14 protein-coding genes are annotated in these 16,651 nt (G+C 38.3%); 4 read left to right on the forward strand and 10 right to left on the reverse strand.

Features of this window, described 5'->3' with window-relative positions:
• Together Q0W25_RS00110 and Q0W25_RS00115 are read left to right on the forward strand one after the other, a co-directional pair.
• Positions 1-1,842, forward strand: coding sequence for a PINc/VapC family ATPase (locus tag Q0W25_RS00110; RefSeq protein WP_298517353.1), 1,842 nt, complete (start codon positions 1-3; stop codon positions 1,840-1,842).
• A 4-nt stretch (positions 1,843-1,846) separates the two neighbouring features.
• Entirely contained in the window at positions 1,847-2,593 is a 747-nt protein-coding gene (locus Q0W25_RS00115) for a sugar phosphate isomerase/epimerase (RefSeq protein WP_298517356.1), read from the forward strand.
• Here Q0W25_RS00115 and Q0W25_RS00120 read toward each other — a convergent pair.
• The 8 genes from Q0W25_RS00120 to Q0W25_RS00155 all read right to left on the reverse strand — a co-directional run bounded on the left by Q0W25_RS00120 (position 2,590) and on the right by Q0W25_RS00155 (position 13,151).
• Positions 2,590-4,911, reverse strand: a complete 2,322-nt coding sequence (locus tag Q0W25_RS00120) for a DEAD/DEAH box helicase (RefSeq protein WP_297827618.1) — start codon at positions 4,909-4,911, stop codon at positions 2,590-2,592. The genes Q0W25_RS00115 and Q0W25_RS00120 overlap by 4 nt on opposite strands.
• 72 nt (positions 4,912-4,983) lie before the next feature.
• Positions 4,984-6,507, reverse strand: coding sequence for a Mur ligase family protein (locus Q0W25_RS00125; RefSeq protein WP_298517359.1), 1,524 nt, complete (start codon positions 6,505-6,507; stop codon positions 4,984-4,986).
• Complete coding sequence (locus tag Q0W25_RS00130) at positions 6,500-7,885, reverse strand: Mur ligase family protein (protein WP_298517362.1); 1,386 nt, start codon at positions 7,883-7,885, stop codon at positions 6,500-6,502. Before Q0W25_RS00130 ends, Q0W25_RS00125 begins: the two co-directional genes overlap by 8 nt.
• 94 nt (positions 7,886-7,979) lie before the next feature.
• On the reverse strand, positions 7,980-9,167 hold the full coding sequence (locus tag Q0W25_RS00135) for an aconitase X catalytic domain-containing protein (RefSeq protein WP_298517365.1): 1,188 nt from the start codon (positions 9,165-9,167) through the stop codon (positions 7,980-7,982).
• Position 9,168: 1 nt separating this feature from the next.
• Complete coding sequence (locus Q0W25_RS00140) at positions 9,169-10,503, reverse strand: DHH family phosphoesterase (RefSeq protein ID WP_298517482.1); 1,335 nt, start codon at positions 10,501-10,503, stop codon at positions 9,169-9,171.
• Entirely contained in the window at positions 10,493-10,891 is a 399-nt protein-coding gene (locus Q0W25_RS00145; protein WP_298517368.1) for a 30S ribosomal protein S15, read from the reverse strand. The genes Q0W25_RS00140 and Q0W25_RS00145 overlap by 11 nt, the downstream gene beginning before the upstream one ends.
• 71 nt (positions 10,892-10,962) lie before the next feature.
• Positions 10,963-11,514, reverse strand: a complete 552-nt coding sequence (locus tag Q0W25_RS00150; RefSeq protein WP_298517370.1) for an XTP/dITP diphosphatase — start codon at positions 11,512-11,514, stop codon at positions 10,963-10,965.
• 35 nt (positions 11,515-11,549) lie between these two features.
• Positions 11,550-13,151: a bifunctional N(6)-L-threonylcarbamoyladenine synthase/serine/threonine protein kinase gene (locus Q0W25_RS00155; RefSeq protein ID WP_298517373.1), complete on the reverse strand. Its 1,602-nt coding sequence runs from the start codon at positions 13,149-13,151 to the stop codon at positions 11,550-11,552.
• Positions 13,152-13,231: 80 nt separating this feature from the next.
• On the opposite strand from Q0W25_RS00155, the gene Q0W25_RS00160 reads away from it, so the two are divergent.
• Together Q0W25_RS00160 and cobT are read left to right on the forward strand one after the other, a co-directional pair.
• Entirely contained in the window at positions 13,232-13,717 is a 486-nt protein-coding gene (locus Q0W25_RS00160; protein ID WP_298517376.1) for a hypothetical protein, read from the forward strand.
• A 9-nt stretch (positions 13,718-13,726) separates the two neighbouring features.
• Positions 13,727-14,794 (forward strand): nicotinate mononucleotide-dependent phosphoribosyltransferase CobT, encoded by a 1,068-nt coding sequence (gene cobT, locus Q0W25_RS00165; protein ID WP_298517380.1) that lies wholly within the window; start codon positions 13,727-13,729, stop codon positions 14,792-14,794.
• A 28-nt stretch (positions 14,795-14,822) separates the two neighbouring features.
• On the opposite strand, the gene uppP is transcribed toward cobT, so the two are convergent.
• Both uppP and Q0W25_RS00175 read right to left on the reverse strand, forming a co-directional pair.
• The gene (gene uppP / locus Q0W25_RS00170) at positions 14,823-15,656 is read right to left on the reverse strand and encodes an undecaprenyl-diphosphatase UppP (protein ID WP_298517383.1); all 834 of its coding nucleotides are present in this window, start codon (positions 15,654-15,656) and stop codon (positions 14,823-14,825) included.
• An 11-nt stretch (positions 15,657-15,667) separates the two neighbouring features.
• The gene (locus tag Q0W25_RS00175; protein WP_298517386.1) at positions 15,668-16,591 is read right to left on the reverse strand and encodes a branched-chain amino acid transaminase; all 924 of its coding nucleotides are present in this window, start codon (positions 16,589-16,591) and stop codon (positions 15,668-15,670) included.
• Positions 16,592-16,651 lie beyond the last annotated feature (60 nt).

The following is a 16,651-nucleotide window of genomic DNA, read 5'->3' on the forward strand; positions in this document are numbered from 1 at the left end:
ATGAAACGTATAATTCCCGACACAAGCGCTGTTATAATAGGTGCGATTTCAGACATTATTGAAAAGGAAGACTTGGATTATCCTGAAATAATAGTGCCAGAGGCAGTAGTTTGTGAACTTGAACATCAAGCCAATGCCAATAGATCTGAAGGACATAAAGGATTGAAAGAACTTCAGAAATTACAGAAACTGCAATATGAAGGAGAATTGGCAGTTAGCTTTAAAGGAAGACGCCCAACCAACTATGATATCAAATATGCAAAAAGTGGCGAAATAGATGGCATTATCAGGGATTTGGCTAGAAGTGAAATGGGAACATTGCTTACAAACGACAAGGTTCAGGCCGAAACCGCCAAGGCACAAGGAATTCCTGTCTATTATTATGAGCAAAGATATGTCGAAAAGGCACTCTCAATTGAAAGGTTCTTTGATGAAAATACAATGTCTCTGCATTTGAAGGAAAACGTGTGCCCCATGGCTAAAAAAGGAACTCCTGGACACATTGATTTTGTAAAACTTGAAAATAAGCCTTATACTTACGCTCAGCTTCATGAAATCGTTGATGAAATCCTTGACAAGGCCCATAGCGATTCAAAGACATATCTGGAATCTGCCAAAGAAGGGTCATTCGTTGTTCAGTCAAGGGAATACAGGATTTCAATAGCTTATCCTCCATTTTCAGAAGGTCTTGAAATAACTATCGTAAGGCCTGTTGCAAACATTAGTTTGGATGAATATCACCTATCAGATAAGCTTTTAAACAGAATCAGAACCAATGCAGAAGGAATCCTGATTTCAGGGTCACCAGGTGCTGGAAAAAGTACATTTGTACAGGCCATAGCAAAATACTACTCATCAAAATTAAACAAGATTGTAAAGACAATGGAATCTCCAAGAGATTTGCAATTGCCTGATGAAATCACACAATACAGTCCATTGGAAGGGAGTATGGAAAATACCGCCGATGTGCTGTTGCTTGTAAGGCCAGATTATACAATCTATGACGAACTCAGAAAAAATACAGACTTCAGCATATTTGCAGACATGAGGCTTGCAGGCGTTGGAATGATTGGGGTTGTGCATGCAACAAGACCAATTGATGCAATCCAGAGAATAGCTTCAAGAGTGGAGCTTGGAGTAATCCCTTCAATTGTCGATACAAGCATTTACATCGAAGATGGAAAGGTTACAAGTGTATACGAAACAAAAATGACCGTTAAAGTTCCAACAGGCATGAAGGAAGCGGACCTTGCAAGACCGGTCATTGAAGTTCGTGATTTTGAAACCGGCGAGCTGAAAAATGAAATCTACACCTACGGTGAACAGACAATAGTAATGGATATGGATTTGGTGAACGGAACCAATTCCGATTCCAGCTACAAATCATCAGTTGACAAGATTGCAGAAGCAGAAATCTTAAGAAAAATCAAAAAAATTCTTCCTAAAAAGGCCAAGGTTGATGTTGAAGTGATTTCACCTGAAAGGGCAAACATATACCTTCCAGAAGAATATGTGCCAAAAATCATTGGAAAAAACGGCAAAAGAATAGCTGAAATTGAAGAAAAAGTAGGAATAAGTCTTGGAGTGGAAATAATAGAACAAAAACCAGTCGATAGAACTCCATTTGAAATTGATATAATCCACACCAATAAACAGCTTATTTTAGACCTTGGAAGAGATAACGGAAGACAAAACTTTGACGTTTATATAAGCGGCGAGTATTTGCTTACCGCAACCACATCCAAAAAAGGAGAAATAAAAATTAAAAAAGGAATTGAACTGTCCGATCTCATACTGGAAGCCATTGAGATGGGATTGGAAATTACCGCAATAAGAAAGTGATTATATGAAAATTGGCGCATCCACACTAGCAGGATTACATGACACATTAGAAAACTGTTTGGAATTTATTGAAGGCCTTGGAATTGAATATGCTGAACTTGTTCATCAGTTTCCAAGCGAATTTATAGAAATAGAACTTTTGGAAAGTTTCAATTTGAAATATTCCATCCATTCACCGTTCATGGACGTGAACATTGCATCCCTACAGGAAAGAAGCAGGCTTAATTCAATAGAGCAAATCAAATCCTCAATTGACCTTGCAAGTGAAATCGATGCTGAAACCGTTGTTGTCCATCCCGGATTCATGCCGTTTTTGGCAAGACCCTTTGAAGATAAGGTATATGAAACCGCAAACAAATCAATTCTGGAACTGGGAAATTATGCAAAAGATTTAGGCGTCAATGCTGCCATCGAAAATATGCCGACCTTTGAAGGCATGATTTACAAAGATTTGAAAAAATTAGACCAATTCCTCACAGAAAATGAAATGTCAATGACCCTGGACATCGGCCATGCAAATCATGTCGGATATTCCGCAGATGAAATGTATTTTGATTCAATTAAACACATACATGCGCATGATAATTTTGGTGATGATGACTCACACCTTGCTTTAGGTGAAGGCTCTATTGATTTAAAACATATCATCAAAAAATTCGAGTCAAAAAATTATGATGGCATCTACATCATTGAAGTAAATGACAATGATTCTATCAAAAAAAGTTTTGAATATATGAAGGAAAACTTCTAGAGAAGTCTTTTCTCCTTAATTTCTTTTTGGAAATATAGGTATTTGGAATCTATTACTTTCCTAATGTTTTCTGCTGTTTTTTTACCTATCCCCTCTACTTCCTGAAGCTCTTTTTCAGATGCATTTATGATGTTGCCGACTGTTCCGAAATGCTCCAATAAATTTTTTGCATTTACCGGACCTATATTCGGCAAAGATTCTACGATAAACAGTTGCTGTTCAAGCAAGCTAACTGGTTTTTTATCGGTTCTAACCTGAACTGGAGTTCTTTCACCATTTTGTTCTCTAACAGCAATTCTTTTTATCATTGCAGCAGTATCCTGTGCATTCCTAGTAGGAATAATGCTTATTCCAAAATCAATTGCTATTGAAGCGATAGATCCTCTGATTGCATTTGCATTAACCATTCCCGCGTATAGGTCATCGCCTTCAAGAATAAGCAGCGGCTTTTTAAATTCCTCTGATAATTCACGAGCCTGTTTAAACAGTCTTTTATCTATTATTGAATCAACGAAATCCTTGGCTGTTTTTCTCTCAATGGCAACTTCATCACTGACCTGATAATCTGCAACCGCCATTGGCTGAACTTTAACATCAATTTCCATTTCGGTCAGATGCCTGATTACCTTAGAGTTGCCTTCGCGGGAATCAGCATAAACAACCGGGAAATCGTTTTCCTTTTTAGGTCTTTCTATGATTTTAACTTTCTTCTGATTTTCCATTCTCTGAACTGCTGAAATGTTTAGCTCCTCCAAGACTTCAGGGTCAATCAACTGGTTTTTCATTCTGTTTTCCTTATTGATGCTTGACCAATAGTAACCTTCATCACGGGTTCCATTAGTTATCAGAACCTTTACGCGACCGGTTCTTTTACGGCCTGTCCTACCCCTTCTCTGAATCATCCTTACTTCAGAAGGAACAGGCTCATACAGGATAACCAAATCCACTGCTGGAATGTCAATGCCCTCTTCCGCAACGCTTGTGGATAAAAGCACATCATATTCACCCATCCTAAACGATTTGATAATTGCCTTCTGTTCTTTTTGAGTCAAACCCTTTTCACCATCTTTAGTTGCCTGTCCAAAGAACTTGACAGATTTGATTCCTTCCTTTTCAAGCTTTTGATGAATCATTTCAAGGGTATCACGGTACTGTGTGAAAACAATAATCTTGGATGAACTTTCATCTTCCCTGTCTGCAAATCTTGTTGATTGGAGCTTGGTCTGACCGTCTCCGGAACCAAGTTCCTTCTTAAGGATTTTAGTGAGTTCCCTTAATTTAGGATGTTCCCATCCATGCTTTTCAGCGTCTTTTGCAAGCTTTACAGCACGGGAAAAATTGTCATCCCACATCAAAGACTTGGCAGCCTTGGTCTGTTTTTTACGTAACCTGGCAACATATCTATTGAATGTGGAAACGCCTTGGGTTTCAATCAGTTCCTGTGCATGCTGAACATTAATGACAGCACTCAATATGGAAATCGCTTGGAACAGGTCCTTATCCGGATTGGCGGACCTTGCAATTTCACCTTGGATTCTTGACCTTGCCTTCAATATATCTACCTTATTGACTGCAACGGTTTTGATAACTCCCATATTTTTTAGGGCTTTCAATCTTACTTTAAGTGCTTTATCAACATATCCCTTAATTTTTTCAAGCTCTTCACTCATTTTAATCCGAACCCAATCGATTTCAACAGGATTAAAATAAGGCTTTACATCGGCATCGTCTTCAGTTTTGACAACGATGTTTTGGATATATAAATTTTCACAAACTTCCTTGATTTTGAATTTGTCTGAACCCGGAGATGCAGTCAAACCCAATATTAGATTAAATTTGGATTCCTGAACATATCTGGATGCCAGATATACATAAGAATAAGATCCAACACCATGATGGCATTCATCAAAAACAATTAAAGACACGTTGCTTAAATCGTAACGGCCATTTAACAAGTCTGATTCTACTGTTTGCGGTGTTGCACAAACAATTCTTGATTCCTCCCACCTTTTGACACGCTCATCAGTTTTGACTGCGCCGGTAATGGATGTGCATGGAAGGTTTATGAATTCCTTAAAGCTAGATTCATGCTGGATTGCCAATGGTTTGCTCGGAGCTAAAACAAGTACTTTAGAGTTTTTAACTTTATATAATCTGTCGGCAGCTACCAATATGGCTACGATTGTCTTACCTAATGCAGTAGGTGCGACAACCATCGTATTTCCTTTCTTTAAAACATCCCCTGCCAGAACTTGTTGATAAAGTCTGGATTCAATTGCATCTTTTTTAAGCAACGGATGATTTACATAACTAGCCATAATCAAAATTTTGTTTTTATGTATTAATAAATGTTTGACGAGAGCGTATGAAAAGTAATGCCATCATATAAATTATAAATCGTGGATAATATCCTTAAATTTAGTAGCGGCCTCGCCAATAGCTACAATCATTTCACAATCCAAGTTCAAAGCCTTTTTAATTCCCTCTTTTACTTCTTCCTCAGATGCTCCCAATGTGGAAGTCTTTTCAAAGTTGCCCACATAATTGAAGAATATCCTATCATTCAATTTTGGATTATCCCTCAGCTTTTCTGTGGCTATTTTCTGTGAAGCTGTTGATGCGGGAACAACGAATTTGGAAAATTTAAGTACACTGTTGAAAATTCCCAAATCCCCAACATAACCTGATTCAGAGGAAACGGTTATCACTGTTGTAAAGTCTCCAAATAGCTTTTGGAATTCTTTTAGAACAGTTTGAACACCGGCGGGATTATGTGCATAGTCTACAAAAATAGTTTTTCCGTTTATTGTATCAACCTGTTCCATTCTTCCCCCAACACCAGTGAAAGTGGCAATGGACTTTAAAATCTTGTCATACGGCAAATTCAGGAATTCATGAGCTGCAATTATGACGCCTGTGACATTGTAAACATTATGAATTCCATCAATTCCCATTTTAACGGATATTTTTCCATCAGGAGTAAACAAATCAAATGTCCTGTTTTTCAAATCAACATTCGCTGCGACATAATCTACTTGTGGAGTGGTGATTCCGCATTTACAGAAGTAGTATCCGCATCCGGAAATGATTTCCTTAACTGTAATCTCATTTCCGCAAACGCATTCCTTAATTCCTATTGAATCAGGTGTTTCGTCAACACCAAAAGTAATCACTTCCCCCTCATACTTTAAATCCCTCAAAAGCCCTATGATTGTAGGGTCATGGGCATTGACGATTAATTTTTTACCGTCTAATCCCTTTATGAATTCTGATTTGACCTTAGCGTAATCCATAAAGCTTCCCAAATCATTGAGGTGATCAGGGGTGATGTTTGTGATTAGGCCTGCAGACATTCCAGTATTTTCAACAATTCTTCCGATAGTCCCCGGAACTCCGAAGGTACCTACCTCTAAAATTCCAACGTCCCCATTCAGTCTTGACTGCAAAATAGGAATGAATTCGGCATTCCCCTGCATCCCTTCCAGATTATGCTCACATGGATTGATTCCATTGTCCTTGGCTACTTTCTTGAGCAGGGTTGTTGTTGTGGTCTTGCCGTTTGTACCAGTTATTCCAAATACAGGCTTATCAGCCTTGAAAATATCAATTACATCATTCAATTCCAAAATAGGCTTGTTGATTCTTTTATACATTTCTGAATCCTTTGATAAACTGGCAGGAGGTATAATATAATCTGACCTATTGAAAAATGCGTCTGGTGTTCTTCCATAGAAAACATCAATGTCATAGTCTTCCAAAGCGTTTGCAAATCTACAGTCGCGTTTTTGTGATATGTCGGTCCCTATAACATTAAATCCTCTATATTTAAGTAATCTGGCTATCAAATTACCATTAGCTCCGCAAACACCAATTACACCAAATGTGGTGTCTTTTTTAAAGTCAGATTCATTCATACTTTTTACTTCCTTTTTCCAGTCCTTTCATAATCTTATCAACTGTGGTCAACCTGTCATAAGCTATAAGCGGCCCCATGTGCAGGATTATGTCTCCCGGCTCGGAATATTTGAATGTGAGCTCTGCTGCTATTTCTATTGTTTCAACAGCCACCTTTTCGATATTAGGATTAGTAATGGCATCCAAAATCTCCTGAGCAGCTTCCATTTCAACTGCCTGTGTAACCTCATTGAATCCGCTTGCTATTACAACCTTAATATCATACTGGCTTACCAGCTGACCAACTTCTGCCTTGTCCCTTACAGACAGGGTATCAAAATGATCCAAGAATAATACAACGCTTTCATCCTTAAAGTAGTCGAGGGTGATTTTCATACCATCATATAAGAATGCAGAATCTAAAATTACTTTTCTGCCGTTATAATCGCCAACATCCTCCATATGTGCCGGCAAACCCTTGAATACTGTTAAAGCATCTATGATATCATCTTCACTTACCCCATATGTCAGGGCAACTGAAGAAGCTGCAACTGAGTTTTCAAAGAAATAGCTCATCATGTTAAATGGGGTTGTAAACTCACCCTTATCATATTTTATTGTTAATGATTTGTCCCCAACGGTTCCCTTGAAGTCCACATCTTCATCAAGCGCATAGTAGATGCAGTCATCCCTTACAGTTTCAATAATGTCCCTGCAGGAATTGTTTGCAATGAAAGTTTCGCTCATAGCCTGCAACACCAATTTGCGTTGCTGATACTTTTCAAGTGATCCTCCAAACTCAGACAAATGGTCTTCGGCAATATTTGTCAAAAGGCCTATTTTAACATCCAATTTGTTTAAAAGACCAATTGTACCATGAGGAAGTTCAAAAATAGCTATATCACATTCTTTGGCTTTGCCTTTGACAATACCGTCAATGATGGCTTCTGAAACTAGATTATTAACCAAAGATGAGCAGGACCATACCTTATATCCGGCCTGTTTAAACAGGCTTGTTGTGATGAAGGTTGTGGTGGTTTTTCCCATTGTACCGGTAATTCCAATAATGTCAACAGGAATCAAATCATTTACAATCTTTGAAAACTCTTCATTAGTCAATACTTTTAAATCTGAATCGGCGACTTTTTTAGCTATTGGAGCAGTGTCCGGCAAAGTAGGTGGCATATACACGGCATCGAAACCTTCAACGGAAGGATCCTTATTAGCCAGGTCTAACTTTACACCTTCTTTTTCCATTTCTATTAAACTTCTTTGAAATTCTATTTTAAACTCAGAAATGTCCTTTAAATCAGTTATGACAACATCATGATTTAAATAATTAAGCAGTCTTGCAACAGGTCTACTAGCATTTCCGGCACCAACAACTAAATAATTCATAAAAAGTCTTCCTCATTATTTCATTAGAAATATATTTGGACTTTATTTAATTTAAAGTTTTAAAAATTTTAAAAAAAAAGAATTAGAAGAAAAACTATTCAAATTGAATAAGATTTTCTACATCATTATAGACAACATCAAGCCCACACATTGATGGAACATAATTTGCCGCTTTTGCTGAATTTACACCAATAACTTCAAAGCCCATATCTTCAATAGGAGCTACAACCATACAGGTGTCACATACCACATTTCCACCTGCACGTTCAATAGCTTCAGTATAGCCCATTCTATCAGCAGTCGCTTTTACGCTCACTGATGTGCAAATCCATAATTTATTTTTGATAGTTTTACCTTGAACGATATTAGCAACTTTCTTAATCTCTTCCAAAGATGCATGAGGGCATCCTAAACAAATTAAATCAGGCTGCCTGTCAGTGGTGGTTAATTTTTCACGGGTTTCTAAAATTTCCTTTTGGGAAATGAACATGTGGTCTTCAACTTCCTCAACACCGGCCTGCTTATATTCCGGAGTGACGTTTTCCATATGGTAAAGGGCCACTGAACCGGATGAAGCGAGTGCTGCACCCAAAGTCTTCAAGTCATTGTTGTCAGGAGTGTTTTGAAGTTTAAAATAAGGAACTCCACTACCAACGACCTTACCGATGATATAACCTAATGCACCGAAATCGGCTCCACTGAGTTCATCGCTGACGTTTACAACAAGATTGGCTTTTCTTTTGTGGTCCAAGTGAAATCCATATAATGGAGTTTTACCCACAATAGCTGCCGCAAGAGCAGCTGGTCCGCCTTCACGATTGGTTCTAGCACCAATTACAGAATTGACATAAGCCACAGCAGATGATTCGGACCAGGAAACATGGTCGCCAAATCTTGGAACGTTCCCTACCAGATAAGGAGTACAGGTACAAGTTTTAGAAATGCCGAGATTGGCATAGGCATCTACGATTTGATTTTGCTTGATTGCAAACTCTTCGGGAAAACCTAATTCCTTCCAGTTATCCAAATCAGTTCCAGGAGGATTTAATGAAGCATTGATAGTTGCCTTGCCTGAACCGTCCTTTGCCAAATCCTCAAGATATTCCAAACCTGCTTCCCCAATAGTCTTATAGGAAACACCGGATACCTGTGCGGAAGTGATGTCAACTAATTCAGGAGCCCCATAGATATCTCCTAAAGCAACAAGGATATCCATACTTTTTCTGATGGTCTCTCCAAATTCACCGTCACACATTTGTTCTTCTTTTTTAGTTAAAAACATATTAATCAGCATTTAATTGATATTCAACCATTTCATTGACAAGGTGCAGGAAATTGTCTTTACTTTCAAAAGGTATCATTGCACCGGCCGCAATATCATGTCCTCCGCCGGTACCTCCAAAATTATTTGAAGAATCCTGTAAAGCCTTGCCCAAATTAACACCTCGAGCAACCATTTCTCTAGTTGTTCTACCAGAAATTTTAATATCATTATGTAATCTAGATAAACCAATGACTGGTTTTGAATCGTCCAATAACTCCACAGATAATGCGATACTTGCTATTGTTCCCATTACAGATTTCAATACCTTATCTTCACTGTAGAGATATTGAATATCTGAAAGCTGAACAGCACCTTCACGTTTAATCCATTCAAGGCCTTTGACGATTTGGTCACGGTATTGCCTTTGCAATCTTAAAGCCGCATCAAGCGCCTTATCCTTTTCACCTAAAGCTATGCTTAAACCCAAACCATGCTTTTTGTTTTTGCCGCAAGCGTCAAGAATATATGAATATTCCTCCAAGTCGCGAAGCAACGGCACTTCTTTTTGAACTGTGTAGCAGTCGCCAAAAATATCCGGATTAACATTAATAAGAGCATCCTTCAAGAGATCTTTTTCTTCATCTTCCAAATCTGTGAACTTGATTCCATAAGACAAATTCATTCTCTCTAAAAACTCCTGCGCACCTTCAAAATCTCCGCTGATACCTGGAAGCGGCGGTGAAAATGTATAAGCAAGGGATTTGTAAATAGGTTCGGAAGATTTGGAAACAATCTTCAAATCTTCATGAATCTCAAGAGTTCCGCTTTCAATTGCATCATTAAGTATTAACTCATTGACACCTGTAAATCCGCTTTGACCTTGCATATCACCAAATGCACCAATTAAAGCATAATAAGCCAAATGTTCCTTTCCAAGCTCACGAACAACCAAATAACTGGAACCCGCACCGCTTAAGTCTTTGCTTCCATCGATTCCAAACAGATGGGGATTAATGTGGACAACATTGCTTTCCGCTTCGGTGTCATTGACTTGGTGGTGATCTGCAATAATCACATCATGCTTGTAAGTATTGAACTCGTCAACAAAAGCACTGCCCATGTCTGAAAATATGAAAAGGTCATATTTTTCATGTCTTAGTTGGTTTACAACATCCTCTTTTAGGCGAGGGATTATGGTAGTGTGGAATTGAACGTTTTCTTCAGCGAGAGCATTCGCTATCACTGCCGCTGATGAGATTCCATCAGCATCGTTATGAGAAATTATTCTTATAACACTATCCTTTTCAATGTGCTCCTTAAGCACATCAGTAGCTTCCTTAGCCCTATTTAACAAGGAGTGCTGCTTCTTTTGGATTGTATCTCCAACCTTCTGGTAATTCTCCTTCACTTACATAGTAAGAAGCTAATTTTCTGATTCTTGATTCAATGATAGTTAAACCTCTTCTGGAATGTAAGTCTTTAGGATTTTCTTCTAAGTGGTCTCTGATGTTAACTGCTCTTTTGATTAAGTTTAATAAGTCTTCTGGGTAGTCTCCAGCTTGACCGTTTCTTTTTAAGATTTCGGTGATTCTTTCACCGGTAACATCTTTTACAGATGGAATTCCGTATTGGTCTCTTAAGATAATACCGATTACGGAAGTACTTTTACCTTCTTTGTTTAATTTTAAAATCATTTCTTCAATTTCTTCATCAGTGTAAGTTACCCATTCTGGTCTTGCCATAATATAACCTCTTTTAAATTTTTTAATAAGCCCAATAAGTATAAAATTATAAAATTTTCAGAAAAACAAATCTACTCTTGGCTAGAATACCATTTGATAAATTTTTCTAAAGAATTTTTTCTATGTGAAAATTGGTTTTTTTCTTCAGTTGTCAGTTCTCCAAATGTCTTACCTTCACTAGGAATATAAAAAATTGGATCGAAAGCAAATCCTAAATCTCCTTTCTCTTCAACTGCGATTTCACCTGACACCTTGCCTAAAAAGATCTTGGGCTCAGAATTGGGGGCACAGTACCCAATAACTGACCTGAATTCGGCATATCGGTCATCAGCATCATCTAGTAACTTCAAAATTCCCTGATTCCCTATTGTATCTTGTACAAAGTGTGAATAGGTTCCTGGAAAATCATTCAAAGCTCTAATGAATAAACCAGCATCTTCAACAATCACAGGTCTTTCAAGTTTACGACAAGCATATTTTGCGCCTGATATGGCCACTTCCTCAAGAGTTCCCTGAGGTTCTGTGTAACCCAAATCAATATGCTCTAATTTAATGTCATAATTTTTGAAAATATTCTCTGCTTCTATAACTTTATGTTCGTTACCAGTTATAAATGTTATCATAAAAATAGTATATTTTAGATTTTTTATATAGTTAACTAATGGGTATATCTTCCACGTGATTCGATGTCGGATATCTTATTGGCAACCCTATCATTGCCGTAGCCTTTCAAAACGGCAGCGAAATATTTTAATGCTAACTTATAGTCAATGCTTTGAAGTGATTTCTTCAATACTAGTAAGTCAACTGCCTTATCCTCATCCAAATCGGAATATCTTCCCAATCCAAAATCTATGAACACCAACTGACCCTTACCATTAATCATGATGTTTGAAGAGGTTATGTCGCCGTGAATGATGTTTGAATCGTGAAGCTTTGAAATCTCCTGGCCTATTCTAAAGGACAGGTCCTCATCAATTACATCCTTGACCATAGTGCCTTCAATCTCTTCCATCAAAATGGATTTGTTTTCCAAATCTATGTCATATAAGACAGGGGTTCTGACACCTGCCCTTTTAGCGTCAGACAATAGCTTAGCTTCTTCCTTGGTCCTTGCCTTTCTGATTTTATTATCGATTTCAGGAATCCTATAATTTTTCACGATCCTGTCTTTCAAAACCGCTTTTTCGCCAAAATAGCTGGATTTTACAATATTCGATTCGGCACCCTTGGCTATTAAATCATCACTTAACTTCAAGTAGGATTTGGTATTGTCAATCCATGGGATGTCAACCTCATCTGTTCTGAACTTTTGTATTATTCCAGTTTGGGACAAGTCCATAGGACCGAATTGCTTGCACATGAGCAAGCCCAGCCATGCAATCATGACTCCGTTGTCGCCGCACAGTTTCATTTCAGGCATGTAAAATTTGGCACCGTGTTCCTCTGACATTGTCCTAAGCATTTCACGCAGCCTTGAATTTGCTGAAACTCCACCGCACAGCATCACCTCATCCTTTTGGGTGTGGGACAATGCGCGTTCTGTAACTTCAACAAGCATTGCAAAAGCGGTTTCCTGAAGTGAGAAACAAATGTCTTCCATAGGTGTTCCCTTTTCCGCTTCCCTTAATGCGGCTGAGAGCAATCCTGAAAATGAAAAGTCCATTCCCTTTACGACATAGGGAAGGTCGATATATGAGCCTTGCTTTGCCAGTTTTTCGATTACTGGTCCCCCTGGATGGCCCAATCCGGTTTCACGGCCAAAATGGTCAAGACAATTTCCGATGGCTATGTCTAAAGTCTCTCCAAAAATCCTATATCTTCCGCTTTCATATGCAATTACCTGACTGTTTCCGCCACTTACATAAAGTGAAACAGGATTTACCGCACCAGTATCCAATTTTCCAACTTCGACATGACCAATGCAGTGATTGACACCGATAATCGGCTTATTTAAAGACAATGCCAGGCTTCTTGCAGAAGTTGCAACAATCCTTAATGCAGGACCCAGACCCGGACCCTGTGAAAATGAAATCAAATCAATATCAGAATAGGAAAGGCCTGATTCATCGATAGCTTGAGGAATCAATTCAGGAATCCATTTGGCATGGTGTTCGGCAGCCAATCTGGGATGTATTCCACCTTCCTCAGGATATAGCTGTTTTCCAGCCATAGCCAGAATATTCCCTTCACTGTCCACGATGCCTACACCGGTTTTTTCTGCAGTTCCTTCAATTCCTAAACATATCAAAATAATCAACTGAAAAAATTAATTAATTAGTATATTACTATTTAAAAATATAAAAATATTTTTTAATTTCAAAAGACATAAGTGAGAGTATGGGATTTTATAGTGCTAACACTCCAGAACAGAAAAGGGTAAAAAAATTGACTGGAGACATAAATATAAGTGAAATGTTCAAAAACGAATGTGAAACAAGGGGAATTGCAATTTACAATGCTTATAATATTCAAAAACGTTTATTGCATGAAGTGGAACAGGAAGAACTCCGCGGCGTTAAGGAAGTTGATGACAGGCTGATGGAATTGCTTGAGGAAAGAAGCAAAAACAAGGTAACACACAGGTACGTTGATTTCGTTTCAAATGAGGACAGCGCTTCAAGAGGAGTTGTGCCTCCAAGGCCAGATGAAAAAACAACACTCCCCCCAAAAGACCAAATCAAGATTCCACCAAGAGCCAGAGACGGAAAGGAATTTTTCAGAGACGATGAACTCCCAGAAATAGAAATGCTCAAGAAAATCATGCTTCAAAATAAAAAGATTATTAATCAGAACAAGATTATCATAGAACAATTGAAAAAATAGGTGAAAAAGATGATTGATGGAATTACAACATACGGATCAAACGACTTGATAGAAACATTGCAGGAATGTGATGATCCCGTATTCTTGATTACAATCGGAACAACTGAAACCTCATTGATTGATGGAATTTCAGGTGCTGGACCTTCAGCGGACTTGACAGAATATACTCCCGCTTCAGATGTTGAATTCATGGTTTTGGGTGAAGTAAGATGCTGTGAAGCTCCAGCTGAAACTGTAGTGGGCAATGCAGCTGCACCGACACCTGCCAGGCTTACCAAAGCATCACTACAACTTGCAGAAATACCATTTGTCGTTGTTGATGCAGGATCTAAAATCAAACCTGACATAGAGTATGTGAGTTTAGGCAAGGATTATGGAAGAGACATCAGAACCGGAAAAGGAGTTTTAAATCCGCTTGAAATATTTGAAAATGCTAAGGATTTAGGTGCTGAACTGTCAAGAAGACACGAAATGCTCATTATCGGTGAAAGCATAGCAGCAGGAACCACAACCGCTTTAGGAGTGTTGAGGGCGCTTGGATATGATGCAAATGAAAAGGTAAGCGGAAGCATGCCCCACAATCCTCATGACATGAAGACAAAAGTGGTGGATGAAGGACTGAAAAATGCGGGTCTTGACCCTGAAAAGGACGACATTGATGCAATGCAAGCCATTGGTGCAGTAGGAGATCCTACATTGCCTGCAATTGCTGGAATTGTTTTAGGTTCAGACATTCCAATCATCCTGGCTGGAGGAACACAAATGGCAGCGGCTTGCGCCATCATCAAATCCGTGCAGCCTAACTTTGATTTTTCAAGAATCAACCTGGCCACAACAGTTTATGTGGCGGGCGATGAAACTGCAGATTTGTTCGGTATACTAAAACAGATTGACGACAACATAACAGTGAACATTGTTGACCCTAAATTCGAAGAATCAGAACATGAAGGATTGAAAAATTACCTGAAAGGATTCGTAAAAGAGGGTGCCGGAGCAGGTGGAGCAATGTTTACAGCACTTGTTTTAGGAAAATCTGTAGAAAAACTTAGAAAAAAAATAGAAAAAGTATGTGAATAGAGATTTAGTAATCTCTATCATCTCATTTTTAGAATATGTGGGCTATTGAACCCATAAATACAATTATGCCTACTGCCCAACAGTAGTAAGCAAAAATATCCAAATTCTTTTTTTGAATTAATTCCAGCATCCAGCGAATTGCTATATAACCTGAAACAAATGCTGCTAGAAAACCCAAAATTACCGGCAAGAAATTAGCGTCAAGTGAAGAGCCAATGTCTTTAAGTTGCAATAAAAATGCTCCTAAAATAGCTGGAATGGACAATATAAAACTGAATTTAGCAGCAAATTCCTTATCAAGGCCTATCACAAGACCTGATGCGATTGTGGTACCTGAACGTGAAAGACCCGGCAATATTGCACATGCTTGACCTAATCCCATGAACAAGGCTTCTTTTTTTGTAATGGTTCTGAAATTAACTTCACCACTGGCCATTCTTTGAGATAAATAAAGAATTGTACCGGTTACAAACAGGAAAAATGCAGGAACATAAAGCGCTCCGGCAAACAATGCATCTACTGAATCTTCAAATAGCACGCCTACAATAGCTACAGGAACAGTGCCCAAAATAACATACCATGCAAGCCTCTTATAAGGATCTTCATCAAATCCTTCCTTGAATCTGCCTTGAAGAATATCGCCAATGCTCAACCACCAGGATCTAAGCATTTGTATAATGTCCGCGCGGAAAAACCATAAAACTGCAAGCAGGGAGCCCAAATGGAGAAAGGTGTCAAAAGCAAGAGAGCCTTTAACCCCTAAAATATTTTGGATAAAAACTAAATGAGCTGAACTACTTACTGGCAAAAATTCAGTTAATCCCTGAACAATACCAATAATAATTCCCTGAATTATATCCATAAGTCCACCATCTAAATGTAAGACATCCAGTTGTACTTGTCTTCGACTTTGGCTTCAACTATGTCAAAGAAAGCACTTTGTATTTTTTCGGAAATTGGTCCTCTTTTACCAATTCCTATTTGCCTGTGGTCGATTGAACGGATTGGAGTAACTTCAGCTGCAGTTCCGGTGAAGAACACTTCATTTGCGGAATATAATCTTTCCCTTGAAATAACTTCTTCTACCACTTCATAGCCTAAATCACGAGCAATGGTCATGACTGAGTCTCTTGTAATACCTTTGAGGTTGGAGGAAGACATTGCAGGAGTGAACAATTTTTCGCCTTCAACAAGGAAAATGTTCTCTCCACTACCTTCGGAAACGTGTCCTTCGTAATCGAGCATGATTGCTTCATCAAATCCATTGTCGATAGCTTCAAGTTTAGCCAATTGTGAGTTCATGTAATTTGCACCACATTTAGCGAGAGCAGGGAAAGTGTCAGGTGCTGGTTTTCTCCATGAAGATACACCAATATCTACACCGTTAGCCATTCCTTCCTCTCCTAAATAAGATCCCCATTCCCAAGCTGCGATAACTACATTTACAGGACAGTTTAAAGGGTTAACTCCGAGTTCGCCGTATCCTCTAAATACGATAGGGCGTATGTAGCAACCGTCCAAATCATTTACACGGACAGTTTCTAAAATCGCTTCTTCAATTTCCTCTTGTGTGTATGGAATATCAATCTTATAAATTTTTGCGGAATCGAATAAACGTTGTACATGCTCTTTTAAACGAAATACGGCTACACCGTTGTCGTTTTTATATGCACGAATTCCTTCAAAAACACTTGTACCATAATGGACAACATGAGAAAGTACATGAATACTTGCATCTTTCCATTCAACCATGTTTCCATCAAACCATATTTTACTAGCTGTGTCATCCCAAGCCATTTTATCACTTCTAAATTTTTTATGATATTTGTTTTATATTTATTAAGTAATAAAATTTAC

It is taken from the genome of uncultured Methanobrevibacter sp. (assembly GCF_947166415.1).
Taxonomy (GTDB): Archaea; Methanobacteriota; Methanobacteria; order Methanobacteriales; family Methanobacteriaceae; genus Methanocatella.

Excerpts from the sequence above, each read along its gene's own strand:
- Q0W25_RS00110 (WP_298517353.1), top strand. The coding sequence starts at position 1 with ATGAAACGTATAATTCCCGACACAAGCGCTGTTATAATAGGTGCGATT.
- Q0W25_RS00115 (WP_298517356.1), top strand. The coding sequence starts at position 1,847 with ATGAAAATTGGCGCATCCACACTAGCAGGATTACATGACACATTAGAA.
- Q0W25_RS00120 (WP_297827618.1), bottom strand. The coding sequence starts at position 4,911 with ATGGCTAGTTATGTAAATCATCCGTTGCTTAAAAAAGATGCAATTGAA.
- Q0W25_RS00125 (WP_298517359.1), bottom strand. The coding sequence starts at position 6,507 with ATGAATGAATCTGACTTTAAAAAAGACACCACATTTGGTGTAATTGGT.
- Q0W25_RS00130 (WP_298517362.1), bottom strand. The coding sequence starts at position 7,885 with ATGAATTATTTAGTTGTTGGTGCCGGAAATGCTAGTAGACCTGTTGCA.
- Q0W25_RS00135 (WP_298517365.1), bottom strand. The coding sequence starts at position 9,167 with ATGTTTTTAACTAAAAAAGAAGAACAAATGTGTGACGGTGAATTTGGA.
- Q0W25_RS00145 (WP_298517368.1), bottom strand. The coding sequence starts at position 10,891 with ATGGCAAGACCAGAATGGGTAACTTACACTGATGAAGAAATTGAAGAA.
- Q0W25_RS00150 (WP_298517370.1), bottom strand. The coding sequence starts at position 11,514 with ATGATAACATTTATAACTGGTAACGAACATAAAGTTATAGAAGCAGAG.
- Q0W25_RS00160 (WP_298517376.1), top strand. The coding sequence starts at position 13,232 with ATGGGATTTTATAGTGCTAACACTCCAGAACAGAAAAGGGTAAAAAAA.
- cobT (WP_298517380.1), top strand. The coding sequence starts at position 13,727 with ATGATTGATGGAATTACAACATACGGATCAAACGACTTGATAGAAACA.
- uppP (WP_298517383.1), bottom strand. The coding sequence starts at position 15,656 with ATGGATATAATTCAGGGAATTATTATTGGTATTGTTCAGGGATTAACT.
- Q0W25_RS00175 (WP_298517386.1), bottom strand. The coding sequence starts at position 16,591 with ATGGCTTGGGATGACACAGCTAGTAAAATATGGTTTGATGGAAACATG.